This is a genomic window from Micromonospora sp. NPDC007208 (genome assembly GCF_042869175.1).
GTDB lineage: Bacteria > Actinomycetota > Actinomycetes > Mycobacteriales > Micromonosporaceae > Micromonospora > Micromonospora foliorum.
In genome coordinates, this window is sequence record NZ_JBIAFG010000007.1 from 200,810 (window position 1) to 223,508 (window position 22,699).

General features: G+C 71.5%; 22 protein-coding genes and 1 riboswitch. Of the genes, 13 read left to right on the forward strand and 9 right to left on the reverse strand.

Annotated elements, in window-relative coordinates; all coding sequences use genetic code 11:
• Positions 1-31 precede the first annotated feature (31 nt).
• Positions 32-2,740 (reverse strand): pyruvate, phosphate dikinase, encoded by a 2,709-nt coding sequence (gene ppdK, locus ACFYL6_RS17055; RefSeq protein WP_387172082.1) that lies wholly within the window; start codon positions 2,738-2,740, stop codon positions 32-34.
• Positions 2,741-2,985: 245 nt separating this feature from the next.
• Between ppdK and ACFYL6_RS17060 the strand changes: the two genes are divergently transcribed.
• Together ACFYL6_RS17060 and ACFYL6_RS17065 are read left to right on the forward strand one after the other, a co-directional pair.
• Positions 2,986-4,728, forward strand: coding sequence for a beta-N-acetylhexosaminidase (locus tag ACFYL6_RS17060; RefSeq protein ID WP_387172257.1), 1,743 nt, complete (start codon positions 2,986-2,988; stop codon positions 4,726-4,728).
• A gap of 844 nt (positions 4,729-5,572) precedes the next feature.
• Positions 5,573-6,235, forward strand: a complete 663-nt coding sequence (locus ACFYL6_RS17065) for a C39 family peptidase (RefSeq protein WP_387172084.1) — start codon at positions 5,573-5,575, stop codon at positions 6,233-6,235.
• A gap of 228 nt (positions 6,236-6,463) precedes the next feature.
• Here ACFYL6_RS17065 and dusB read toward each other — a convergent pair whose 3' ends face one another.
• From dusB to ACFYL6_RS17085, 4 genes are all read right to left on the reverse strand, one after another.
• On the reverse strand, positions 6,464-7,636 hold the full coding sequence (gene dusB, locus ACFYL6_RS17070; RefSeq protein ID WP_387172086.1) for a tRNA dihydrouridine synthase DusB: 1,173 nt from the start codon (positions 7,634-7,636) through the stop codon (positions 6,464-6,466).
• A 64-nt stretch (positions 7,637-7,700) separates the two neighbouring features.
• Positions 7,701-9,080 (reverse strand): glycine--tRNA ligase, encoded by a 1,380-nt coding sequence (locus ACFYL6_RS17075; RefSeq protein WP_203150767.1) that lies wholly within the window; start codon positions 9,078-9,080, stop codon positions 7,701-7,703.
• 115 nt (positions 9,081-9,195) lie between these two features.
• Entirely contained in the window at positions 9,196-9,675 is a 480-nt protein-coding gene (locus tag ACFYL6_RS17080; RefSeq protein WP_387172088.1) for a hypothetical protein, read from the reverse strand.
• A gap of 24 nt (positions 9,676-9,699) precedes the next feature.
• Positions 9,700-10,041 carry an antibiotic biosynthesis monooxygenase gene (locus tag ACFYL6_RS17085; RefSeq protein ID WP_196929963.1) on the reverse strand — a complete coding sequence of 114 codons (342 nt, stop codon included), beginning with the start codon at positions 10,039-10,041 and terminating at the stop codon, positions 9,700-9,702.
• Positions 10,042-10,070: 29 nt separating this feature from the next.
• Here ACFYL6_RS17085 and ACFYL6_RS17090 point away from each other — a divergent pair, with 29 nt between their 5' ends.
• From ACFYL6_RS17090 to ACFYL6_RS17125, 8 genes are all read left to right on the forward strand, one after another.
• Positions 10,071-10,328, forward strand: coding sequence for a hypothetical protein (locus ACFYL6_RS17090; protein WP_030338196.1), 258 nt, complete (start codon positions 10,071-10,073; stop codon positions 10,326-10,328).
• 54 nt (positions 10,329-10,382) lie between these two features.
• Positions 10,383-11,327, forward strand: coding sequence for a metal ABC transporter substrate-binding protein (locus ACFYL6_RS17095; protein ID WP_387172090.1), 945 nt, complete (start codon positions 10,383-10,385; stop codon positions 11,325-11,327).
• Complete coding sequence (locus ACFYL6_RS17100; RefSeq protein WP_387172092.1) at positions 11,324-12,085, forward strand: metal ABC transporter ATP-binding protein; 762 nt, start codon at positions 11,324-11,326, stop codon at positions 12,083-12,085. Before ACFYL6_RS17095 ends, ACFYL6_RS17100 begins: the two co-directional genes overlap by 4 nt.
• 3 nt (positions 12,086-12,088) lie before the next feature.
• On the forward strand, positions 12,089-12,955 hold the full coding sequence (locus ACFYL6_RS17105) for a metal ABC transporter permease (protein WP_387172094.1): 867 nt from the start codon (positions 12,089-12,091) through the stop codon (positions 12,953-12,955).
• A 43-nt stretch (positions 12,956-12,998) separates the two neighbouring features.
• Positions 12,999-13,298 (forward strand): metalloregulator ArsR/SmtB family transcription factor, encoded by a 300-nt coding sequence (locus tag ACFYL6_RS17110; RefSeq protein WP_030338189.1) that lies wholly within the window; start codon positions 12,999-13,001, stop codon positions 13,296-13,298.
• The gene (locus tag ACFYL6_RS17115) at positions 13,295-13,693 is read left to right on the forward strand and encodes a Fur family transcriptional regulator (protein ID WP_387172097.1); all 399 of its coding nucleotides are present in this window, start codon (positions 13,295-13,297) and stop codon (positions 13,691-13,693) included. The genes ACFYL6_RS17110 and ACFYL6_RS17115 overlap by 4 nt, the downstream gene beginning before the upstream one ends.
• Before the next feature lie 79 nt (positions 13,694-13,772).
• Positions 13,773-14,381, forward strand: a complete 609-nt coding sequence (locus tag ACFYL6_RS17120; RefSeq protein ID WP_387172099.1) for a hypothetical protein — start codon at positions 13,773-13,775, stop codon at positions 14,379-14,381.
• Between the two features lie 157 nt (positions 14,382-14,538).
• Positions 14,539-14,706 carry a hypothetical protein gene (locus ACFYL6_RS17125; RefSeq protein ID WP_210786980.1) on the forward strand — a complete coding sequence of 56 codons (168 nt, stop codon included), beginning with the start codon at positions 14,539-14,541 and terminating at the stop codon, positions 14,704-14,706.
• A gap of 117 nt (positions 14,707-14,823) precedes the next feature.
• Here ACFYL6_RS17125 and ACFYL6_RS17130 read toward each other — a convergent pair whose 3' ends face one another.
• From ACFYL6_RS17130 to ACFYL6_RS17145, 4 genes are all read right to left on the reverse strand, one after another.
• A complete protein-coding gene (locus tag ACFYL6_RS17130) occupies positions 14,824-16,821 on the reverse strand; it encodes an acyl-CoA dehydrogenase family protein (protein WP_387172101.1) in 1,998 nt (665 codons plus the stop codon).
• A gap of 104 nt (positions 16,822-16,925) precedes the next feature.
• Positions 16,926-17,429, reverse strand: a complete 504-nt coding sequence (locus tag ACFYL6_RS17135; protein WP_387172103.1) for a DUF6328 family protein — start codon at positions 17,427-17,429, stop codon at positions 16,926-16,928.
• Between the two features lie 139 nt (positions 17,430-17,568).
• Positions 17,569-18,318, reverse strand: coding sequence for a sugar isomerase domain-containing protein (locus ACFYL6_RS17140; RefSeq protein WP_387172104.1), 750 nt, complete (start codon positions 18,316-18,318; stop codon positions 17,569-17,571).
• A gap of 54 nt (positions 18,319-18,372) precedes the next feature.
• Positions 18,373-19,203 (reverse strand): alpha/beta fold hydrolase, encoded by an 831-nt coding sequence (locus tag ACFYL6_RS17145; protein ID WP_387172107.1) that lies wholly within the window; start codon positions 19,201-19,203, stop codon positions 18,373-18,375.
• Positions 19,204-19,310: 107 nt separating this feature from the next.
• Positions 19,311-19,415, forward strand: a riboswitch (TPP riboswitch).
• Positions 19,416-19,489: 74 nt separating this feature from the next.
• On the opposite strand from ACFYL6_RS17145, the gene ACFYL6_RS17150 reads away from it, so the two are divergent.
• From ACFYL6_RS17150 to ACFYL6_RS17160, 3 genes are all read left to right on the forward strand, one after another.
• A complete protein-coding gene (locus tag ACFYL6_RS17150; RefSeq protein WP_387172109.1) occupies positions 19,490-20,083 on the forward strand; it encodes an ECF transporter S component in 594 nt (197 codons plus the stop codon).
• Positions 20,084-20,203: 120 nt separating this feature from the next.
• The gene (locus ACFYL6_RS17155; RefSeq protein ID WP_387172111.1) at positions 20,204-21,634 is read left to right on the forward strand and encodes an ABC transporter ATP-binding protein; all 1,431 of its coding nucleotides are present in this window, start codon (positions 20,204-20,206) and stop codon (positions 21,632-21,634) included.
• Positions 21,631-22,431: an energy-coupling factor transporter transmembrane component T family protein gene (locus tag ACFYL6_RS17160; protein WP_387172113.1), complete on the forward strand. Its 801-nt coding sequence runs from the start codon at positions 21,631-21,633 to the stop codon at positions 22,429-22,431. Before ACFYL6_RS17155 ends, ACFYL6_RS17160 begins: the two co-directional genes overlap by 4 nt.
• Positions 22,432-22,699: the final 268 nt, after the last annotated feature.

Consider the following 22,699-nt stretch of genomic DNA (forward strand, 5'->3'; position numbering starts at 1 on the left):
ACCCGGGTGACCAGGCCGCCGCCGACGCGCGTCAGCGGCTGTCCGACCCGCCGCTCTCCACGACCGCCCGACCGGCCTCCAGCCGGGCCACCGGCACCCGGAACGGTGAGCAGGACACGTAGTCCAGGCCGACCTCGTGGAAGAAGTGCACCGAGTCCGGGTCGCCACCGTGCTCACCGCAGATGCCGAGCTTCAGCCCGGGCCGGGCGGCCCGGCCCTCCTCGGCGGCGATCCGCACCAACCGGCCGACGCCGTCGCGGTCGATCGACTCGAACGGCGAGATTCCGAAGATGCCCAACTCCAGGTAGCGCCAGAAGAACGCGCCCTCGACGTCGTCGCGGGAGAAGCCCCAGCCCATCTGGGTCAGGTCGTTGGTGCCGAAGGAGAAGAACTCGGCGGCCTCGGCGATCTGCCCGGCGGTCAGCGCCGCCCGGGGCACCTCGATCATGGTGCCGATCAGCACCTCGACGCCGCTGTCCCCGACCACCTCGGCAATGATCTTCTCGGCCTCGGCGCGGACCGTCTCCAGCTCCTGCACCGCCCCGACCAGCGGCACCATGATCTCCGGCTTGGCCACGCCCCCGTTACGGGCGCAACTGACCGCCGCCTCGGCGATGGCCCGGACCTGCATCGCGAACAGGCCGGGGATGACCAGGCCGAGGCGTACGCCGCGCAGCCCGAGCATCGGGTTCTCCTCGTGCATCCGCCGGACGGCGGCGAGCAACGCCTCCTCCTTGGCCACGTCCTCGCCGCGTTCCTGGGCGACCGCCACGTTGACGGCGAGCTGCTCCAACGGCGGCAGGAACTCGTGCAACGGTGGGTCGATGAGCCGGACGGTGACCGGCAGGCCATCCATCTCCCGGAAGATCTCCTCGAAGTCGGCCCGCTGCAACGGCAGCAGCGCCGCCAGCGCCGCCTCCCGCTCGCCGGGGGCCCGGGCCAGGATCAGCCGCTCGACCAGCTCCCGCCGGTCGCCGAGGAACATGTGCTCGGTTCGGCACAGCCCGATGCCCTCGGCGCCGAAACGCCGGGCCCGGGCCGCGTCCGCGCCGGTGTCGGCGTTCGTGCGGACCGCGAGCCGCCGCTTCCCGTCGGCGTGCGTCATGATCCGGTGTACGGCCCGGACCAGCGCGTTGTCGATGTGCTCGGGGTCGAGGCTGCCCTCGAAGTACTGCACGACCTCCGACGGCATGACCGGCACCTCGCCGAGGTAGACCTTGCCGGTGGTGCCGTCGATGGACACCACGTCGCCCTCGTTGACGGTCCGCCCGGCCACGGTGAACCGCTTCGCCGGCACGTTCACCTCGATCTCGTCGGCGCCGGAGACACAGGTCTTGCCCATGCCCCGAGCCACCACCGCGGCGTGGCTGGTCTTGCCGCCGCGCGAGGTGAGGATGCCCTGCGCGGCGATCATGCCGTTCAGGTCGTCCGGGTTGGTCTCCCGGCGCACCAGGATCACCGACTTCCCCTCGGCGGCCAGCTCGACGGCCCGCGCGGAGGTGAAGACCACAGTGCCGGACGCCGCGCCGGGCGAGGCGCCGATGCCCTTGGCGACCGGCTGGAACTCGTGGTCGAGCTGGAAACGCGGGAACATCAGCTGGGCCAGTTGCGCGCCGTTGACCCGGTGCAGCGCCTCGTCCAGGTCGATCAGACCCTCATCGACGAGCTGCCCGGCGATGACGAACGCGGCGGCGGCGGTGCGCTTGCCGACCCGGGTCTGCAACATCCACAGCTTCCCGCGCTCGATGGTGAACTCGATGTCGCACAGGTCCTTGTAGTGCTCCTCCAGCCGGGCCATGATGCCGAGCAGCTCGTCGTAGGAGGACTTGTCGAGCTGCTCCAACTCCTGCAACGGCACGGTGTTGCGGATGCCGGCGACCACGTCCTCACCCTGGGCGTTGGCCAGGTAGTCGCCGTAGATGCCCTGCGCGCCGCTGCCCGGGTCGCGGGTGAACGCCACGCCGGTGCCGGAGTCGGGCCCGAGGTTGCCGAAGACCATGGTCACCACGTTGACCGCGGTGCCGAGGTCGGCCGGAATCCGCTCCTGGCGGCGGTAGAGCACCGCGCGCTCGGCGTTCCACGACTCGAAGACCGCGCGGATGGCCAGGTCGAGCTGTTCGCGCGGCTGCTGCGGGAACTCCCGACCGGTGTGCTTCAAGAAGATCTTCTTGTACGCGTCGACAAGCCCGCGCAGGTCGTCGGCGTCCAGATCCAGGTCGTTGTGGGTGCCCTTGGCGTGCTTGGCCTCGTCGAGCGCGTGCTCGAACTCCTCACCCGGCACCTCGCAGACGGTCTTGCCGAACATCTGGATGAGTCGCCGGTAGGAGTCCCAGGCGAACCTGTCGTTCTGTCCCGCCTGGGCGGAGAGCCCAACCACGCTCTGGTCGTTGAGGCCGACGTTGAGGACGGTCTCCATCATGCCGGGCATGGAGAACTTGGCACCGGAGCGGACGGAGACCAGCAGTGGGTCCTGCGGGTCGCCGAGGCGCTTGCCCATCGCGCGCTCCAACGCTTCCAGGTGCGACTCGATCTGCCCGGCGAGCCCGTCCGGCTCCAGTCCCGTCGCGAGGTACGCCTGGCAGGCCTCGGTGGTGATGGTGAAGCCGGGTGGGACGGGCAGGCCCAGGTTGGTCATCTCGGCGAGGTTTGCCCCCTTGCCGCCGAGCAGTTCCTTGAGATCCTTGTTGCCTTCGGAGAAGTCGTAGACGTACTTGTGATCGACGGTCTCTTGCGCTGCCACCAGAGCCTCCACAACACACGCGCCGGATTGACACTTAACGAAGGTTCAGTTTTCTTCTTCCCCGGGACGGACCGCCGGTAATCCCGGGGTCAACGCCGATCGGTGGGCGAAGGTTAAGCGAACATCGAGTGACCTGGGACCGTTCGGTGACAATTGGCACAGCCATCACGACTATCCGTGTTCGTACCGGTTTTTGGGAACGCTTCCATGCGCACCATCACGCATCCCGGCCGAGCGTCGTACGCTTGACGCCACGCCAGCCGGTGAACCTCACTTTTGCCATAACCGACGCGAATACACCCCCCGGAGTCGCCGCCGTGTCGACCATCCCCTCCCCCGGTCCCACCGCCGTCCCCGCGCCGCTGCCGGCGGGGGAACCGGACGCGGCCACGCTGGCGCGCGCGGCCGAGCAGACCGCGGCCACGCTGCTCGCCCCGGCGGCCCCACACCGGCTGGCCGACGTCGTCCCCGCCCCGCGGCAGGTCCAGCCGGACCCGGCCGCCGACTGGGTCCTCCCGGCCGAAGCGGTCATCGTGGCCAGCGCCGACCCCGCCGCGCTGGCGGTCGCCGAACAGCTCGCCCAGCTCCTGCGTCCGGCCACCGGCTACCCGCTGCCGGTCACCGACGCCACCACGCCGGAACCCGCGGGTGGCATCGCGCTGGTGCTGGACGACAGCGCCGACCTCGGCGCGGAGGGCTACCGGCTCGACACCACCACCGACGGGGTACGCGTCACCGCCACCACCGCCGCCGGCCTCTTCTACGGCGTCCAGACGCTGCGCCAGCTACTACCAGCGGCGATCGAGAGCCCCACCCCGGTCACCGAACGCTGGGCGCTGCCCGGCGGCACCATCACCGACGCACCCCGCTTCCCCTACCGGGGCGCGATGCTCGACGTCGCGCGGCACTTCTTCCCCGTCGAAGACGTGCTGCGGGTGGTCGACCACCTGGCCCGCTACAAGCTCAACCACCTGCACCTGCACCTCACCGACGACCAGGGCTGGCGGATCACCGTCGACTCCTGGCCGAAGCTGACCGCCGTCGGCGGCACGACCGAGGTCGGCGGCGGCCCTGGCGGGCACTACACGAAGGCCGACTACGCGCGGATCGTCTCCTACGCCGCCGCCCGCCACATCACCGTCGTACCGGAGATCGACCTGCCGGGGCACACCAACTCGGCGTTGGTCGCGTACCCGGAACTGGCACCCGACAAGATCGCACCACCGCCGTATACCGGCACCGAGGTCGGCTTCAGCTACGTCGACCCCGCCGACGAGCGGACGTACGACTTCGTCGCCGACGTGTTGGGCGAGGTCGCCGCGCTCACCCCCGGCCCCTGGCTGCACATCGGCGGCGACGAGGCGTTCAAGGTCAAGGGCGAGGTCTACACCGGTTTCGTCGAGCGGGTCCAGCGCATCGTGGCCGACCTCGGCAAGACCGTCGTCGGCTGGCACCAGCTCGCACCCGCCGCCCACCTCGACGGGAGGGTCCTCCAGTGGTGGGGCACGAACGGCGAAGACGACCCCACCACCGTCGACGCCGTACAACGCGGCGCCCGGCTGATCGTCTCCCCCGGCAACCACGCCTACCTGGACATGAAGTACGCCCCGGACACCCCGATCGGGCACGACTGGGCCGGCCTCATCGACGTACGAAAGGCCTACGACTGGGATCCGGGTACGCACGTCGCCGGCGTACCCGCCGAGGCCGTCCTCGGTGTGGAGGCCCCGCTCTGGACCGAATCGGTCACCTCGCTGGCCGACATCGAACTCCTGCTCCTGCCCCGCCTCCCGGCCATCGCCGAATTGGGCTGGTCACCCCGGGCAAGCCACGACTGGGCCAGCTTCCGCGACCGCCTGGCCGGCCAGGGCCCGCGCTGGACGACTGCCGGGATCACCTTCCACCGCGCGCCCGAGATCCCGTGGCCGACCACGCCAGCCATTCCGGCACAGCGCAACGTGCCCCAAACCGACACCACCACGCCCTGACCGGCCCGCCCACAGGCTGAGCGATGTCCTCGCTCGCCCTCACTGGGCGGTCCTGCCCCCATGATCGCGCTCGATCCTTGTTGTAGTGGCCTCGTGGCATCAGGAGGGGCCTCTTTCGTGGATCGAGCACGATCTTGTCTCGGGCCGCACCGCGTTGTGCCGGACCGCACCGCGCAATGACCTCGGACCGGGGCGATCCGCCCGACACTCTGCCCGTGCCCCCTCGCCGGGGCCCCTGCCTCGGCCCCGGTCCAGCCGCGCGAACCGCCTAAACCAGCATGATCCACTCGGTTTTTGTGAAGTCGGGGTATCCCTGGCACCCGGACACCGCGATTTCCGTGAGCCCGAGTCGATCACCCCGTCTCGGCCGCCGTATGCGTAATCGTCGCTGGGCCGGGCTGCGTGGGTTGTCCGCTTTGGCCGTTGGTGTCGGGTGGTCGGGGCCACCCCGTCGCCGGAATCGGCGGCCGGGCCGGGTCGTTATACCTGGCGGACCACCGCGACTTTCCAGGTCATGGGGTGCGGCAGCCGCCGGGAACATCCGCCAGGCCGGGCCGGTTACATCCCCGGACGGCCGAGCACCACGACGGCGGCCGGGCACGGCAGCCGCCGGGAACATCCGCCAGGCCGCCTCGGTTACACCCCCCGATCAGCCGAGCACCACAACCTGGCTGGCCCCCGCAGGTAGGCGGAATGCCCCCGCCACCGCGAACCGTTACACCCTGTCCCGACGCCGACCCCGCTTCGCGGGTCACCGGGCAAACCCCCCTCGAACTTTCCCCGCACGGCCACACCCCCCGGAGGTGGTGTGCGGGGCACCCCCGATGCAGAGGAGCACGCCATCATGCGTACCGATCTGATCCGTAAGACCGCCCTGACCGCCGCGGGCCTCGCCTTCACCGGCGGCGCCATCGCCGGCCCCGTCACCACCGCGTTCGCCGCGCCGAGCACCGCCAAGCCCACCACCCAAACCCAGACCGACCGTAAGGGTCACGGTGAGCGGGAACTGGGTGTGCGCTACGAGGCGCAGCCGAACTTCTACTACTGCGGGCCCGCCGCCACCCGAAACGCCCTGAGTGTGCAGGGTAAGAACATCAACGTTGATGACATGGCCAAGGAGATGGGCACCACCGAGGCCGGCACCAACTCCATCAACGACATCACCCCCGTCCTGAACAAGGAAACCGGCAAGACCAACGCCTACCGGTCCGTCGAGATCAGCACCCCCGACGCCGACGGCAAGCAGACCGACACCCTGCGCGCCGACATCGTCAAGACCGTCGACGACGGCCGCGCCGTGGTCGCCAACATCGCCGGCACCAGCACCGACACCGACGGCACCACCCACTCCTACGAGGGCGGGCACTACATCAGCGTCGTCGGCTACCGCGACAACGGCAACACGGTGAAGATCGCCGACTCCGCCGACCCGAACACCGCCTCCTACTGGATCAGCACCGAACACCTCGCCGACTGGATCGCCACCCGCGGCTACGCCACCAGCTGACCCCGCACACCAGCACACCAGGCACGAAGCGAAGGGCCGGACCCCACACGGGGGCCCGGCCCTTCGGCACATCCAGACCAAGCCGTCCCGACCACGGCAGGCCACCCCGGTGACTTCGTGACGGGTCCTTTGGAGCTGATGTCGTAGACGAATGGCCGCGGGGCGCTTCCGCCCGACCGGCCAGGGACTCAGTCGACCACGCACCCCGGGACTCGGCCGACCAGCGGCTCAGCCGCCGGAGTCGTCCATCTCGGCGCCCTCGGGGACGGTGTCGTCGTCTCGGCTGGCCAGCCAGCCGTCCGGCAGGGCGACCTTGCCGGGCGAGTTGGTGCGACCGCGCGGCTGACCCAGGGCGGTCACCGGGAACGGCTCCGCCGGGTCGAGCTTGCCGAGCAGGTCGTCGAGCTGGGCCAGGCTTTCGATCATCGCCAGCGAGCGGCGCAGCTCGCCGCCGACCGGGAAGCCCTTGAGGTACCAGGCGACGTGCTTGCGGAAGTCGGTGCAGCCGTCCCGTTCACCTCGGGCCGGGTTGCGGGCGCCGGCCGAGAACTGGTCGACCAGCAGCTCGGCGTGCCGGCGCATGGTCAGCGTCACCTCGCCAAGGGTGGGCAGCCGCCGCTCCGGCCGACCGTTGAAGGCGGCCTCCAGGTCGGCGAAGAGCCACGGACGGCCCAGGCAGCCGCGCCCGACGACCACGCCGTCGACGCCGGTGTGGGCGACCATGCGCAGCGCGTCGTCGGCCTCCCAGATGTCGCCGTTGCCGAGCACCGGCACGTCGAGGGCCTGCTTCAGGGTGGCGATCGCGTCCCAGTCGGCGGTGCCCGAGTAGCGCTGCGAGGCCGTGCGCCCGTGCAGGGCCACCGCGGCCACTCCGGCCTCCTGAGCGGCGAGCCCGGCTTCGACGTACGTCAGGTGGTCGTCGTCGATGCCCTTGCGCATCTTCACCGTGACCGGCACCCCGGACGGTGACGCGGCGGCCACCGCGGCCCGCACGAGTCGCGCGAAGAGCCGGCGCCGCCACGGGAGCGCCGCGCCGCCGCCACGCCGGGTGACCTTGGGTACGGGGCAGCCGAAGTTGAGGTCGATGTGGTCGGCCAGGTTGCGCTCGACGACGATCCGCACGGCGGCGGCGGTGATCTCCGGATCGGTGCCGTAGAGCTGGAGGCTGCGGGGCTTCTCGTCGCCACCGAACGCGATCATGCGCAGCGTCTTCGGGTTGCGCTCGACAAGCGCCCGGGTGGTGATCATCTCGCAGACGTAGATGCCGCCGCCCTGCTCGCGGCAGAGCCGACGGAACCCGATGTTGGTGATCCCGGCCATCGGCGCGAGCACGACCGGCGGCCACACCTGGTGCTGGCCGAGAGTCAGCGGGCGCAACACGGGCACGGTCGAGGCAGTCACCGGACAAGTGTACGGGGCCCCGACCGGCGCTTATCGCGTCGGCCGAGGCCCCGTGCGCGGAGTCTCAGCAGCCGGGGAGACGCTCGATCAGGTAGCGCTCGACCTGGTCCAGGGAGACGCGCTCCTGGGCCATGGTGTCCCGGTTGCGCACCGTCACCGCGTTGTCGTCCAGGGTGTCGAAGTCGACGGTGACGCAGAACGGGGTGCCGATCTCGTCCTGCCGGCGGTAGCGGCGCCCGATCGCCTGCGAGTCGTCGAACTCCACCACCCAGCGCTTGCGCAGCAGCGTCGCGAGGTCCTTGGCCTTGGGCGACAGCGCCTCGTTGCGGGACAGCGGCAGCACCGCCACCTTGACCGGGGCGAGCCGTGGGTCGAACCGCATCACGGTGCGCTTGTCCACGCCGCCCTTGGTGTTCGGCGCCTCGTCCTCGTCGTACGCCTCCAGCAGGAAGGCGAGCACCGCGCGGGTCAGACCCGCGGCCGGCTCGATGACGTACGGCATCCAGCGCTCACTCTTGCTCTGGTCGAAGTACGACAGGTCGACGCCGGAGTGCTTGCTGTGCGTGGAGAGGTCGAAGTCGGTGCGGTTGGCGACACCCTCCAGCTCGGCGAACTCGGTGCCGCCGAACTGGAAGCGGTACTCGATGTCCACCGTCCGCTTCGAGTAGTGCGACAGCTTCTCCTTGGGGTGCTCGTAGAGACGCAGATTGTCCGCCGAGAGGCCGAGGTCGAGGTACCAGTTCCAGCGCTCCTGGAGCCAGTACTCGTGCCACTGCTCGTCGGTGCCCGGCTCGACGAAGAACTCCATCTCCATCTGCTCGAACTCGCGGGTCCGGAAGATGAAGTTGCCCGGGGTGATCTCGTTGCGGAACGACTTGCCGGTCTGCGCGATGCCGAACGGCGGCTTCTTGCGGGCGACCGTCTCGACGTTCTTGTAGTTGACGAAGATGCCCTGCGCGGTCTCCGGGCGCAGGTAGTGCAGCCCCTCGTCGCTCTCCACCGGGCCCAGGTAGGTCTTCATCAGGCCGTTGAACATCTTCGGCTCGGTGAAGGTGCCCTTGTTGCCGCAGTTGGGGCAGTTCAGCTCCGCCAGGGAGGTCAGCGGCTTGCCGTGCTTCTCGGCGTACGCCTCTTCCAGGTGGTCCGCCCGGAACCGCTTGTGGCAGAACTGGCACTCGGTGAGCGGGTCGACGAACTCGGCGATGTGGCCGGACGCCTCCCACACCTTGCGGGCCAGGATCACCGCCGAGTCCAGGCCGACGACGTCGTCGCGCTGCTGGACCATGGTCTTCCACCACTGCCGGCGGACGTTCTCCTTGAGCTCCACGCCGAGCGGGCCGTAGTCCCACGCCGATCGGGTGCCCCCGTAGATCTCACTGGAGGGGAAGACGAAGCCTCGGCGCTTGGCGAGGCTGACGACGGCGTCGATACGGTCGGCTGGCATGTTTCCTCCTACGCCGGCTGGCGGTCGGCGGGGGCGAGATGTGGATGGAACGGTCGGTTCGGGGACAACGGTACGACCACCGTCCCCCCGAGCCCAGCAGAATACCGGGGGCGGGTCAGCTGACCTCGCAGACCTCCACGCCCCCGGTCTGCCCGTCCTGCCCGAGGCTGACCTGCTGCCGCTCCCGGTCGCCGCCGGCGAGCGTCACGTCGACCGGCACGGTCAGGTCGGTCTGGTCCACCTCGCCCACCCGGAACGCGGTCACCTGGGGTTCGGCGGCGGCGCGCCGCTCGAACTCCGGTCGGGACTCACGCCGCTGCGCGTCGTCGCAGAGCTGGTCGTACGCCCGCCCGTAGTTCCGCTCGACCAGCGCCTGGTAGTAGTCGCTGGTCACGGTGCGGGCCTGTTCCCGGATCGCCTGGACTCCGCTGACGGCCAGGCCGACGACGGCGGTGCCACCCCCGCCGCAACAGAGCACGAGGGCGAGCGCGCCGACGCCGAGGCCGATCCAGAGCCGGTTCCGGCGGCCCTCGGTGGGCGGCGCGGCGAACGGCGGAGCCACGCCGGGACCGGGTGGCGGGGCGGGTGCGGTCATAGGAGCAGCGTAGTGTCCGCCGGCTCAGCGGTAAGGACCCGCAGCCCGATCACTCTCGGCGACGACCACGGCCCCGCCGGGGGCGGCGGTGGCCAGCGCCTCGTACGCGGACGGCTCGTCGACGGACTCGGCGAGCAGCGGCACGGCGCTGACCTTGACCTCGAAGGCGCCCAGCGCCCGCCGGTACGTGCCGACCGACTCCCATTCGGTGACCAGTGACCAGTGCCGGGGGTCGTCCAGCGCCCGGACCAGTTGGCCGCGCAGGTAGCCGGGTCGGCCGGCCAGCGCGGTGAGGGCGGCGTGCGCCCGTTCGGTGAAGCCGTCGGCGGTATCGACGTCGACCACGAACCGGTTGGTCACCAGCACCGGGGGTTCCTCCTCGTAGAGTCTGTGGGATGCAGCGTACGCAGCGCCCTCTGCTCGCCCGGTTGGCCGGGGCGAACCCGACGTCGGTGTTCCTGCTCACCCTTGTGGTGGTGCTGGTGGCGTTCTTCACGCCCGGGGTGATCGGCGGGCTGTTGACGCTCGCGCTCGCCGGGGTCCTGATCGCCCTGTTGGCGACGACCTGGGCGGTTCAGGCGCCGCAGACCCGGCTGATTCGACTGGTGATGCTGACCCTGCTGGTGACGGTGGGCCTCGCGAAGCTCCTCTGACATGCAATCATGCGTTTTTGACAATCATTATCGTTGCCACGGACAGTTGACGACATGACCAACCGCGCCACGTACCGTGTCCTGGCCGCCGCGACCGCCCTGCTCGCCCTGGGTGCCGGGGCCGGCTGCTCCACCGGTGGTGCCGCCGGCGCCGACCCTCAGCGAGTCGACGTGGTGGCCGCGTTCTACCCCCTGCAGTTCCTGGCCGAGCGGATCGGCGGCGACGCGGTGCGGGTGACCAACCTGGCCAAGCCCGGCGCCGAGCCGCACGACCTGGAACTCAACCCGAGCCAGGTCGGTGAGGTCAGCGACGCGGAGCTGATCGTCTACCTCAAGGGGTTCCAGCCTGCCGTGGACGACGCCGTGGCCCAGAACGGCGGCGACCGGGCATTCGACGTGACAAGCGTGCAGCCGCTGTTGGACGCGTCCGCTGGCGGGCACGACCACGAGGGCGAGGAGGGGCACGCCGAGGAGAGCGGCGGCAAGGACCCGCACGTCTGGCTCGACCCGACCCGGCTGGCCGGCATCGGCGACCAGCTCGCCCAGCGGCTGGGCAAGGCCGACCCGGACCACGCCGCCGACTACACCTCCCGGGCCGCGGCCCTGCGCGCCGACCTGACGACCCTGGACGGCGAGTTCAAGAACGGTCTGGCGACCTGCCAGCGGCGGGAGATCGTGACCAGCCACGCCGCGTTCGGCTACCTCGCCGACCGCTACCAGCTCGACCAGGTCGGCATCACCGGGCTGAGCCCGGACGTCGAGCCCTCGCCGCAGCGCCTCGCGCACGTGATCGAGGAGGCGAAGGAGCACCAGGCCACCACGATCTTCTTCGAGACCCTGGTCAGCCCGAAGGTGGCCGAGACCATCGCCGGTCAGGTCGGCGCGAAGACCGCCGTGCTCGACCCGATCGAAGGGCTCGCCGCCGGCAGCAACGGGGATTACCTTTCGGTGATGCGCACCAACCTGCGGACCCTGCAGACTGCCTTGAGCTGCTCGTGACCTCACCTGTCATCACCGTCGAGCACGGGGTGGTCGGCTACGACGGCCGCCCCGTGCTCCGGGACATCTCGCTCACCGTGACCGCCGGCGAGGTGGTCGCGATTCTCGGCGCCAACGGCTCTGGCAAGTCCACCCTGATCCGCGCCGTGCTCGGTCTGGTGCCGATCAGCGCCGGCTCGGTCACCCTCTTCGACCGGCCGTTGCGCCGGTTCCGACAGTGGGCACGCATCGGGTACGTCCCGCAGCGCCTGGGCGCCGGCGGCGGCGTGCCGGCCACCGTCCGCGAGGTGGTGGCCTCCGGCCGGCTGGCCCGTCGGGGCGTGTTGCGTCCTCCCGGTCGAGCCGACCGGTCCGCCGTCGACGGCGCGCTGCGGGCGGTCGGGCTCGCCGACCGGGCCGGTGACCCGGTGTCCACGCTCTCCGGCGGCCAGCAGCAGCGCACCCTGATCGCCCGCGCCCTGGCCGGCCAACCGGAGCTGCTGGTTCTCGACGAACCCACCGCCGGGGTGGACGCGGCCAGCCAGGAGGCGTTCGCCGGTGCGCTGCGTGACTTCGTCGCCGACGGTGGAACGGTGCTGCTCGTCGCCCACGAACTGGGCCCGCTGCGACCGGTGATCAGCCGGGCCGTCGTCGTCCACGAGGGTCGCATCGTTCACGACGGCGCGGTGCCGGACCCGGCCGGCCATCACGCGGAGCCCGACCACGACCACGTGCACCCGCACTGCTACGACGAGCCCGCCGGGCTGTGGAGCAACTGACCCATGGAACTCTTCCAGTACCCCTACATGCAGCGTGCCCTGATCGGGGCGCTGGTGATCGGCCTGGCCGCGCCGGCGCTCGGCATCTACCTGGTGCAGCGCCGGCTCGCGTTGATCGGCGACGGGGTGGGGCACGTGGCGCTGACCGGCGTCGGGGCGGGGCTGCTACTCAACCGCTCACCGGTGCTGGTCGCGGTGATCGCCGCCACCATCGGCGCGATCGCCATCGAGATCGTCCGGGCCCGCGGGCGTACCTCCGGTGACCTGGCCCTGGCCCTGCTCTTCTACGGCGGCATCGCGGGCGGCGTACTCCTGGTCGGCCTCTCCGACGCGACAAGCGCGAACCTCAACGCCTACCTGTTCGGGTCGCTGACCACCATCTCGCCCGCCGACCTGACCACCATCGCGGTGCTCGGCGCGGCGATCCTGGTCACGATGATCGCGTTGCGGCCGGCGCTCTTCGCGGTCAGTCACGACGAGGAGTACGCCCGGGTCTCCGGCCTGCCGGTCCGCACGCTGAACCTGCTGATCGCGGTCGCCACCGCGGTCACCGTGACCATCGCCATGCGGGCTGTCGGAGTGCTGCTGATCAGCGCGCTGATGGTGGTGCCGGTCGCCACCGCCCAGCAGGTCACCCGGGGCTTCCGCAGCACGATGGCCGCCGCGATGGCGCTCGGGTTATTCGCCGCCGGCACGGGTGTCTGGGTGGCGGCCACGGCGGACACCGCGCCGGGCGCCTCGGTGGTGCTGGTGGCGATCGCCTCGTTCCTGGTGGTGGCCGTGGCCGGCGCTGCCTGGCGGGTCGTACGCCGCCGGACGACGCCGACCGCCGCACCAACACCGGAACCCCACGAGGTCGTGCTGAGCTGAGCCTGATCAGCGGGACGTCGGTGGTATTGGTTACCGTTGCGGAATGACCAGCGCGACGGGCTACGACGGGTTCGACGGGGCCAGCGAGTTGCTCCGCGCCCTGTCCGCGCCCATTCGGCTGGCCATCGTCAGTGAGCTAGCCGGCGGCGAGCGGTGCGTGCACGAGTTGGTGGAGAAGCTCGGCGCGGCGCAACCGCTGGTCTCCCAGCACCTGCGGGTGTTGCGCGGAGCGGGCGTGGTGCGCGGCTCCCGCCGGGGCCGGGAGATCGCCTACAGCCTGGTCGACGAGCACGTCGCGCACATCGTGGCGGACGCGGTCAGCCACGCCGGGGAGGGATCATGAGCGAGAGCAGCGCCGCGGTTCGCAACACCCGGCAGCGCTCGGCGGTGAGCGCGCTGCTGGGCGAGATGGAGGGCTTCCACAGCGCTCAGGACCTCCACGCGATGCTGCGGCAGCGCGGCGAACGGGTCGGCCTGACCACCGTCTACCGCACCCTGCAAGGGCTCGCCGACGCCGGTGAGATCGACGTGATGCGTCCGCCGGGCGGCGAGCACCTCTACCGCCGGTGCAGCGAGGGGCACCACCACCACCTGGTCTGCCGGGTGTGCGGCCGTACGGTCGAGGTGGCCGGCCCGGCCGTGGAGAGCTGGGCCGATCGGGTCGCCGCGCAGCACGGGTACGCCAACGTCAGCCACACCCTGGAGATCTTCGGCACCTGCCCGACCTGCCCGCGCTGACCAACCGCGCCCCGGCTGACGCGTCCCGGGCTCACTTCGCGGCTATTCGGAGCGGGGCGTTCGTGGCACGCTGGCCGGCGTGAAAATCTATGCCGATCAGTTTCCGACCGCCGCCCGTCAGTTGCTCACCGACCTGCTCGTCGTCGCCTGGGTGTACGCGGCGATCCGCGGCGCGCTGTGGCTGCACGACCTGGTGCAGAAGCTCGCCGTACCGGGGCAGAAGTTGGAGGGCGCGGGCAGTGGGCTCGCCGACAACCTCGCCGACGCCGGCAGCAAGGTCCGCCGGGTGCCGCTGGTCGGTGACGAGCTGACCGCGCCGTTTCGGCAGGCCGCCGACGCCGCCCGAGGGCTCGCCGACGCCGGCCGCGACCAGCAGCACCTGGTCGACCAGTTGGCCCTCGCCCTCGCCATCGCGGTGCTGATCTTCCCGCTCGGCATCGTGCTGTTCGGTTGGCTGCCGCTGCGGGTCCGCTGGATGCGCCGGGCCGGATCCGCGGCGAAGCTGGCCGCCGGGCCGGCCGGCCGGGACCTGCTCGCCCTGCGCGCGCTGGCTACCCAGCCACTGGGCCAGCTGACCCGGATCGGCCCGGACGTCGCCGAGGCGTGGCGGCGCGGTGACGACGCGACAGTAGACGCCCTGGCGGCCCTGGAGCTGCGCCAACTCGGCCTCCGTAACCGGGCCCGCTGAGCTCGCTCCCCCGTCGCGCCGATCTTGCAGTTTCGGTTGCCGACATGCGTGGAATGCCCCTTGTGTCGGGACAGCAAGTGCAAGATCGCGGAGCTGGCAGAGGTGAGCCCGGCCGGGCGCGGGTTCAGCTCGACGAGGGTGTCGTTAAGGTCGTCGGGTGTTCTACTTCCTCGTCGTCATCGCCGTCCTGCTGCTCGGCTACGCCGCCGTCCTGGTCTACTTCGTCCGCCGGGGCAAGAAGATCCCACCTGCGGCGTACCTGGCCCTGGCCGGGCTCAACGGCCTGATCCTGGCGGGAGTGCTGGCCTGGGCGGTCTCCCGCTGACCGACGCCGCCAACTCCGCGCCGCCGTCGGCCGCACGGCGGCGAGCCCGCACGGCGGCGAGCCAGCACGGCGAGCCGGCACGGCGACCAGCCCCGCGCGGCGGCAGGCCGGGCCGGGTCAGGGCTTTGGGGGGATGCGGCGGCGGACGTCCTCGGCGGTGGACGGGCCGGGCGACCAGCGGGCCACCCAGGGCAGCTCGTCGGACGGGGTGAGCACGCCCTCCTCCAGTCCCGCGTACCGGCCGGCGAGGATGCGCTTCGCGGCGGCGGTGTCGACCGAGTCGGTGTTGTCCCAGAGTGCGGCGAACAGGGCGTCCACCCGCACCCGCGCCTGCCGGCAGAACAGGTCGGCCAGCTCGACGTTCTCCGGCCGGCTGTCCCGTTCGGCCGTGGCCCGGACGCAGACCGCGGACATCGCGAACAACTCGGCCCCGATGTCGACGATCCGGCCGAGGAACGCCTGCTTGCGCTCCATCTTTCCCTGCCAGCGGGACATCGCGTAGAACGTCGAGCGGGCCAGCTTGCGTGACGAGCATTCCACCTGCCGCAGGTGCGCGGCGAGCGGGCCGAACTCGGCGTACGCCGAAGGGCTCTGACCCCGGCCCACGGCGAGGGTCGGTAGCCACTTCGCGTAGAAGGCCCCCGCTCGCGCGCCGGCTCGGGCCTTGCGGCCCAGCCCCGCGTCCGGGTCGATGATGTCGCCGGCCACCGACAGGTGGGCGTCGACCGCCTCCCGCGCGATCAGCAGGTGCATGATCTCGGTGGAGCCCTCGAAGATCCGGTTGATCCGCAGGTCGCGCAACATCTGCTCGACGGCGGCCGGGCGTTCGCCGCGGGCGACCAGTGACTCGGCCGTCTCGTAGCCGCGCCCGCCGCGGATCTGGATCAGCTCGTCGGCGATCTTCCAGGCCATCTCGCTGGCGTACAGCTTGACCAGTGCCGCCTCGATCCGGATGTCGTTGCGGTCGTCGTCGGCGAGCAGGCAGCAGAGGTCGAGCATGGTCTCCATGCCGTACGTGGTGGCGGCGATGAAGGAGAGCTTCTGTGCGACAGCCTCGTGCTCCCCCACCGGCCGTCCCCACTGGACCCGGTCGGCGGCCCATCCCCGGGCCACGTTCAACGCCCACTTGCCGGCGCCCACGCACATGGCCGGCAGCGAGAGCCGGCCGGTGTTCAGGGTGGTCAGGGCGATCTTCAGCCCCTTGCCCTCGCCGCCGATGACGTTCTCGGCGGGGACGATCACGTCGTGGAAGCGGGTCAGGCTGTTCTCCAGGCCGCGCAGGCCGACGAACTCGTTGCGCCGCTCGACCGTGATGCCCGGGCTGTCGCCGTCCACCACGAACGCGGTGATCCCGCCGCGACGTCCCTCGGTGGCCGGCACTCGGGCCATCACCACCAGCAGGGTGGCCACGATGCCGTTGGTGGCCCAGAGCTTCACCCCGTTGAGCCGGTAACCCGTGCCGTCCTCGGTCGGCTCGGCGATGGTGGCCAGCCGGGCCGGGTCGGAGCCGACGTCGGGCTCGGTGAGCAGGAACGCGGACACCTCACCGGCGGCGAGCCTGGGCAGGAAGCGTTGCTTCTGCTCGGCCGTGCCGAACATCTTCAGTGGCTGTGGCACACCGATCGACTGGTGTGCCGAGAGCAGCGCGCCGATGGCCGGGCTGACCGAACCGGCCAGCATGAGCGCCCGGCAGTAGTGCAGGTTGCTCAGCCCGAGCCCGCCGTACTTCCGGTCGATCTTCATGCCGAACGCGCCGAGGTCGGCCAGGCCGTGGAACACCGAGTCGGGTATGGACGCGTCCCGTTCGATGGCCGCGCCGTCCACCTCGGAGGTCAGGAAGGCGCGGAACCGACCAAGGAACTCCTCGGCGCGAGCCACGTCGTCCGGATCCGATTGGGGCCACGGGTCGATCAGGTCGAGCCGGAACCGGCCGAGGAACAGCTCCTTGCCGAAGCTGGGCCGGTCCCAGGTGGACTCGCGGGCGGCCTCGGCGACCTGCCGGGCCTCCTTCTCGGTGACCTGCCCGGCTTCCGCGGGCAGTGGCGCGGCGGCGCCGGCGGTGGTTTCGGAGTCGGGGCCGTCCGGTGCCGGTCGGCCGTCCTGCGTCGTGGTCACGGCTGCCCCCTCGAAGCTCGGTGCGGCTGCGTCGACGTGCGCGACTACCGTCACGCTACCCCCGGTTGTTACCCAGGGGTAGCGCTGCGTGAAGATCGGCGCGGTCAGCGACCGCTGATCGTGTCCGGGTCGTCGTCATCGTCGTCGATGTCGTCCTCACCCCAGTTGCGGCGGGCGAACGGCAGGGCCACCCAGAACATGAGGAACCAGATTCCGGTGAGGGCGCTGAGCACGAACGCGATCGGCCGGTCCAGCACGAAGTCGGTGATCAGCAGCACCGCGCTGACCATCGCGATCAGCATGAAGGCGAGGCCGCCGGTGGCCATCCGGTGGGCGAAGCGGACCAGCTCCGGTTTGCGCCCCTGCCGGAACAGCGCCCGGTGGAACGCCACCGGCGAGATGATCAGTGCGGTGGCGGCGGCGGCCGCGAGCAGCGCCACGATGTAGACGTCCCGCTGGAACTCCGTGGTCTCGGTGAACCCGTTACTGAACGGCAGGGTGAGCAGGAAGGCGAAGAGGATCTGCACGCCGGTCTGGGCGACCCGCAACTCCTGCAGCAGGTCGGCGAAGTTGCGCTGCCAGCGCTGCTTCTCGGTCTCCTTGGACACGCGCTACCTCCGGTGAGACGCTACTGCCGGCGGTCCCGGCCGCCGGCAGCAACGCCAATGCCCCACCCGACGGAGCGCGAAACAGGTTCACGACATCTGCCGTTCATCTCGGTGACGCACGTCGGCCACCGGCACCGTGTCAGGACCCGCGTCGGATGCGGCCCGCGTACCGCGCTTCCAGCTCGTTGTTGTGCGCGTCGCCGTCCGGGATGTTCGCCGACAGGTAGACCGGGGGCCGCTCCCCCGCCGCCAGCAACCGCGCCACCACCTCCACGGTCACCTGCTGCGCCAGCAGCGCCGCGGTGATCGAGGAGACCGCGCCGACCGCGCCGCCGCCGGGCAGGGGCAGCGTCGCGTCGCCGTACGGCGCGCCGTTGTCGAGCACCACGTCGGCGAGGTCGCTCAGCTTGCGCCCGGACGGGTGCCGGGAGGTCATCCGGCCGGAGTGCTGCGCCGAGGTGATCGCCACCAACCCGTGACCGCGCTCCTTCACCAGCGTGGCGAACTCCACCATCGCGCCGTTGACCCCGGAGTTCGAGGCGAGCACGAAGACGTCGGTGGGGCGCACCGGGGCCAGCTCGTAGAGGCGGTGGGCGACGGACGGGTCCCGTTCCAGCAGCGGGCCGAGCCGTTCGGCCGGTTCGCCGCCGAGCAGCACCAGGTCGCGCAGCGCGATCCGGTTGGTCGGCACCAGCCCGCCCGCCCGTCCGGCGATCTCCATGGCGAGGGCCTCCGAGTGCCCGGTGCCGAACGCGTGCACCACGCCGTCGGCGCGGACGGCCTCGGCGATCAGGTCGGCGGCCCGCCCCACCGCCTCCCGCTGGCTGGCGGCCACCCGGCCGATCGTCTCGGTCACCACGGCCAGATAGTCCTCGGATCTCACCGTCATACGTCCTCCGTCGTTCGATTGCGGGCCAGCCAGCCCGTTGGCGTCCACCACCACTCAGGCCGTTCCGCCGACTCGGGCCAGGATCGCCTCGGCGAGCGGGGCCGGCGCCGCGTCCGGGATCCAGTGACTCACCCCGGGCAGCTGTACGAAGCGGTAGTCCCCGGTGACGTTCGCCTCGCACGCCTCGGCGGCGGGCCGGCCGATGGCGACGTCCCGGTCACTCCAGACGTACGTGGTGGGCACCGCGACCGGGCCGACGCCGGCCAGGTCGGCGCGGGACATCGCCCGGTACCAGTTCAGCGCGGCGGTGAGCGCCCCCGGCTCGCGCATCGGGTCGGCGTACCGGTTCACCCGGGCCGTGTCGCCCACCCCGCCGAGCAGCTTGCGCAGCGCGGTGGCGTGCCACGCCAGCAGCACCTTCTCCGCCTTCTCCGGCTTGCGGAACAGCGCGATGTACGACGAGCGGGCCTTCTGCTGGGCGTCGGTGCTCAGGGCGTGCGCCATGGCCGCCGGATGCGGCACGGACACCGCGGTCAGCGTGCGGACCCGCTCGGGGTGCCGGGCGGCGACCGCCCAGGCCACGATCGCGCCCCAGTCGTGGCCGACCAGGTGCGCGGCGTCCAGCCCGAGCGCGTCGAGCACCGCCACCACGTCGGTGACGAGCTCGGGGATCCGGTAGTCGGCCACCGACGTGGGCCGGGCGCCGGGTGAGTAACCGCGCTGGTCCAGCGCGTACGTGCGCAGCCCACCCGCGTGCAGCGTCGGCACCACGTCGTCCCACTCACCGCTGTGCTGCGGGAAACCGTGCAGCAGCAGGACGGGTACGCCGTCCGTCGGACCGCCGACGGTCACCTCGAACGTGAAGCCTCGCGCGTCAACCCGCATGATCGGAAGCGTACCCAGCCTGCGGCGGGCCGGCCTCTCCCGCAGGTCAGGCGGATGCCCTGCTGGGCCCGCGCCGCAGGTCGGTGTTAGCGTCAGCGAGACAACTTCATATCCGACAGGGGAGCGCACAGCGCTGAGAGTGCGGGCACGCCCGCAGACCCTCGAACCTGATCTGGGTAATGCCAGCGCAGGGAGTTCGGTCGACCTCCAGCCGCGCCGCAGTCCGGTGCCACCGGACGCGGCGTGCGTCTTCTCCTGGTTCGCACTCACGAACTGGGAGCAACACATGAGATCCACCACCGACACACACCGTTGGCGCACCATCGACATCGTGGTCGCCTCGGTGATCGCGGTCGCCTTCGGCGTCATCTTCTGGGCCTGGGGCCTGGTCTGGAGCGCCACCGAGGGCGCGTTCGCCTTCTTCCCGCCGGCGCAGACGCTGCTCTACGGCGTCTGGCTGATGCCGGCGGTGATCGGTGGGCTGGTCATCCGCAAGCCCGGCGCCGCGCTCTACTGCGAAACGGTGGCAGCGGTCCTGTCCGCCCTGCTGGGCAGCCAGTGGGCCGGCACGGTGATCCCGCAGGGCATCGTGCAGGGCATCGGCGCCGAGCTGGCCTTCGCCGCCTTCCGGTACCGGTCGTTCCGGCTGCCGACCGCGGTGTTCGCCGGCGCGCTGACCGGCCTGAGCGCCGCGCTGTTCGACTTCTTCGTCTGGAACGTCGACTACGCGCTGACCGACTACCGCATCCCGTACGCGCTGCTCACCATCGTCAGCGCCACCGTGATCGCCGGCGTGGGCGGCTGGCTACTCACGAAGGCCCTGGCCAACACCGGCGTCCTGGACCGCTTCCCGGCAGGCCGAAACCGAGCCCTGATCTGACCCCCACCCAATAGCGTTGATCAAGAGGTTTGCGTCAACGGAAGCCGATTTCCTGACGCAAACCTCTTGATCAACAGGGGGGTGGGTGGGGGGCGCGCGGGCCGGGGAGGGGTGGGTTTTGTGGGCGGGGTACTGCTGCGGGGGTTTGGGTGGCGGCACGCTGGGCGGCGGGCTTGGGCGGTGCGCGGGGTTGACCTGCGGGTTGAGGCTGGGGAGCGGGTTCTGCTGCTTGGGCCCTCCGGGGCCGGGAAGAGCACCCTGCTCAGCGCGTTGGCCGGGCTGCTTCCCGAGGACTCCGGCGAGCAGGAGGGCACCGTCGAGATCGACGGGCTCGACCCGCGCAAGGGGCGGGAACGGGTCGGCATCGTCTTCCAGGACCCGGAGACCCAGCTGGTGATGGCGCGCTGCGGCGACGACGTCGCGTTCGGGCTGGAGAACCGGGGCGTGCCGGCCGACGAGATCTGGCCCCGGGTGGACGAGGCGCTGCACCGGGTCGGCTTCCCGTACTCCCGGGACCGCCACACCGCGGCACTCTCCGGCGGCGAGCAGCAACGCCTCGCCCTGGCCGGCGCGCTGGCCCTGCGCCCCGCCCTGCTGCTGCTCGACGAGCCGACCGCCAACCTCGACCCGGCCGGGGCCGACCTGGTCCGGCACGCGGTGGCCGGCGCGTTGGACGCCGACACCACGCTGATCCTGGTCGAGCACCGGGTGGCCGAGGCGCTGCCGCTGGTCGACCGGGTCGTCGTCCTGGAACCGGGTGGCGGCGTCCGCGCCGACGGCACACCCGAGGCGGTCTTCGCCGCCCACGGCGCCGCCCTGGCCGCCGAGGGGGTCTGGGTGCCCGGTCACCCCATCGCGCCCCGTGCGGCCACCGCCGGCCCCGGGGAGCTGTTGCTCACCGCCGACCGGCTCGGCCTGCCGCCCCGGCTGGGCTCCACCGACCTGGCGGTACGCGCCGGTGAGGCACTCGCCATCCGCGGACCCAACGGTGCCGGCAAGTCCACCCTGGCGTTGCTGCTCGGCGGTCTGCTCCGGCCGGGCAGCGGGCGGGTCACGGCGTCCGCCGAGTTGGCCGGCGCGGACCACCGCACTCCCCCACACCGGTGGCGGGCCCCCGCGCTGGCCCGGCGGATCGGGTCGGTATTCCAGGATCCGGAGCACCAGTTCGTCACCAGCACGGTCTTCGACGAGTTGGCGCTCGGCCCGCGCCGCACCGGCCAACCCGAGGCGGCCGTCAAGGAGACAGTGGCCGGGCTGCTGGAACGGCTGCGGCTGGCCCGGCTCGCCGCCGCCAACCCGTACACCCTCTCGGGTGGTGAGGCGCGGCGGCTGAGCGTGGCGACCGCCCTGGCCACCGCGCCACGCCTGCTGATCTGCGACGAACCCACCTTCGGCCAGGACCGGCGGACCTGGCGGGAGTTGGTCGACCTCTTCGCCGACCTGCGCGACGCCGGGCACGGCGTGGTCACGGTCACCCACGACGCGGACTTCGTGGCCGCGCTCGCCGACCGCACCGTCACCCTGCACCGCGACCCGGACGACCACCGATGATCAGCATCGAGCCGGTCGCCGCGCCGGGCGCGCCGTTGGCCCGCCGCAACCCGGTGGCGAAGGTCGCCGCCGCACTGGTCTTCTCGTTCACCCTGTTGGCGACCCTGGACCCGGTGGCCCCGGCCATCGCCATCGCCCTCGAACTGGCCGTCCTGCCGCTGTTCGGCATCCGCTACCGGGTGCTGGCCCGACGGGCCTGGCCACTGCTGCTCAGCGCCGCCGGCATCCTGGTCACCCTGGTGCTGTTCGCGGCCGACCGCTCCGGCCGGGTCCTACTGGACGCGGGACCGGTGCTGGTGAGCACCGGCGTGCTGCTCACCGCGCTCGGCCTGGTGCTGCGGGTGTTCGCGGTGGCACTGCCCGGTGTGATCGTCTTCGCGACCACCGACCCCACCGACCTGGCCGACGCGTTGATCCAGAACGCGAAGGCGCCGGCCCGGTTCGCCATCGGGGCGCTGGCCGCGTTCCGGCTGGTGCCGCTGCTCGGCCAGGAGTGGCAGATGATCAGCATGGCTCGCCGCGCGCGAGGCGTCGACGCGGGCCGCAACCCGGTCGCGAAGCTACGGCTCTTCACCTCCACCGCGTTCGCGCTGCTGGTAGGGGCGATCCGTCGCGGCACCCGACTGGCGGTGGCGATGGACGCGCGCGGCTTCGACGCCGGCACACCCCGCACCGTCGCCCGCCGACAGCACTTCACCCGCGCCGACGCGCTCCTCATCGCCGGGTCCGTCGTCCTGGCCGGAGCCGCCCTCACCACGAGCGTCCTCCTGGGCACCTTCCGCCCCCTGATCAGCTGACCCAGCCCGCCGCGCGCTGCCCGCTGTCCACGGGCAAGATCCGCACAACATCAGGGATGTAGTGGTCTCGCTGGCGAGGGAGGCCACTACATCCCTGATGTTGCTGCCACCGCCCAGCGCCCAGCGCCCAGCGCGCCACCCCCGTCGATCTTGCGGTTTCTGTCGCCGATTCGACCTGATATGTCGGTGATGCGAGGACAGTGCAAGATCGACGGGGTGGGGCGGGGCGGGGTGGGGCGGGGCGGGGTGGGCCGGGCGGGGCGGGCCG

Bases quoted from the DNA above. Each gene is read 5' to 3' on its own strand.
- ACFYL6_RS17065 (WP_387172084.1), top strand. From the start codon at position 5,573: ATGCGTACCGATCTGATCCGTAAGACCGCCCTGACCGCCGCGGGCCTC.
- ACFYL6_RS17075 (WP_203150767.1), bottom strand. From the start codon at position 9,080: ATGCCAGCCGACCGTATCGACGCCGTCGTCAGCCTCGCCAAGCGCCGA.
- ACFYL6_RS17080 (WP_387172088.1), bottom strand. From the start codon at position 9,675: ATGACCGCACCCGCCCCGCCACCCGGTCCCGGCGTGGCTCCGCCGTTC.
- ACFYL6_RS17090 (WP_030338196.1), top strand. From the start codon at position 10,071: ATGCAGCGTACGCAGCGCCCTCTGCTCGCCCGGTTGGCCGGGGCGAAC.
- ACFYL6_RS17095 (WP_387172090.1), top strand. From the start codon at position 10,383: ATGACCAACCGCGCCACGTACCGTGTCCTGGCCGCCGCGACCGCCCTG.
- ACFYL6_RS17105 (WP_387172094.1), top strand. From the start codon at position 12,089: ATGGAACTCTTCCAGTACCCCTACATGCAGCGTGCCCTGATCGGGGCG.
- ACFYL6_RS17110 (WP_030338189.1), top strand. From the start codon at position 12,999: ATGACCAGCGCGACGGGCTACGACGGGTTCGACGGGGCCAGCGAGTTG.
- ACFYL6_RS17115 (WP_387172097.1), top strand. From the start codon at position 13,295: ATGAGCGAGAGCAGCGCCGCGGTTCGCAACACCCGGCAGCGCTCGGCG.
- ACFYL6_RS17140 (WP_387172104.1), bottom strand. From the start codon at position 18,318: ATGACGGTGAGATCCGAGGACTATCTGGCCGTGGTGACCGAGACGATC.
- ACFYL6_RS17145 (WP_387172107.1), bottom strand. From the start codon at position 19,203: ATGCGGGTTGACGCGCGAGGCTTCACGTTCGAGGTGACCGTCGGCGGT.
- ACFYL6_RS17150 (WP_387172109.1), top strand. From the start codon at position 19,490: ATGAGATCCACCACCGACACACACCGTTGGCGCACCATCGACATCGTG.
- ACFYL6_RS17160 (WP_387172113.1), top strand. From the start codon at position 21,631: ATGATCAGCATCGAGCCGGTCGCCGCGCCGGGCGCGCCGTTGGCCCGC.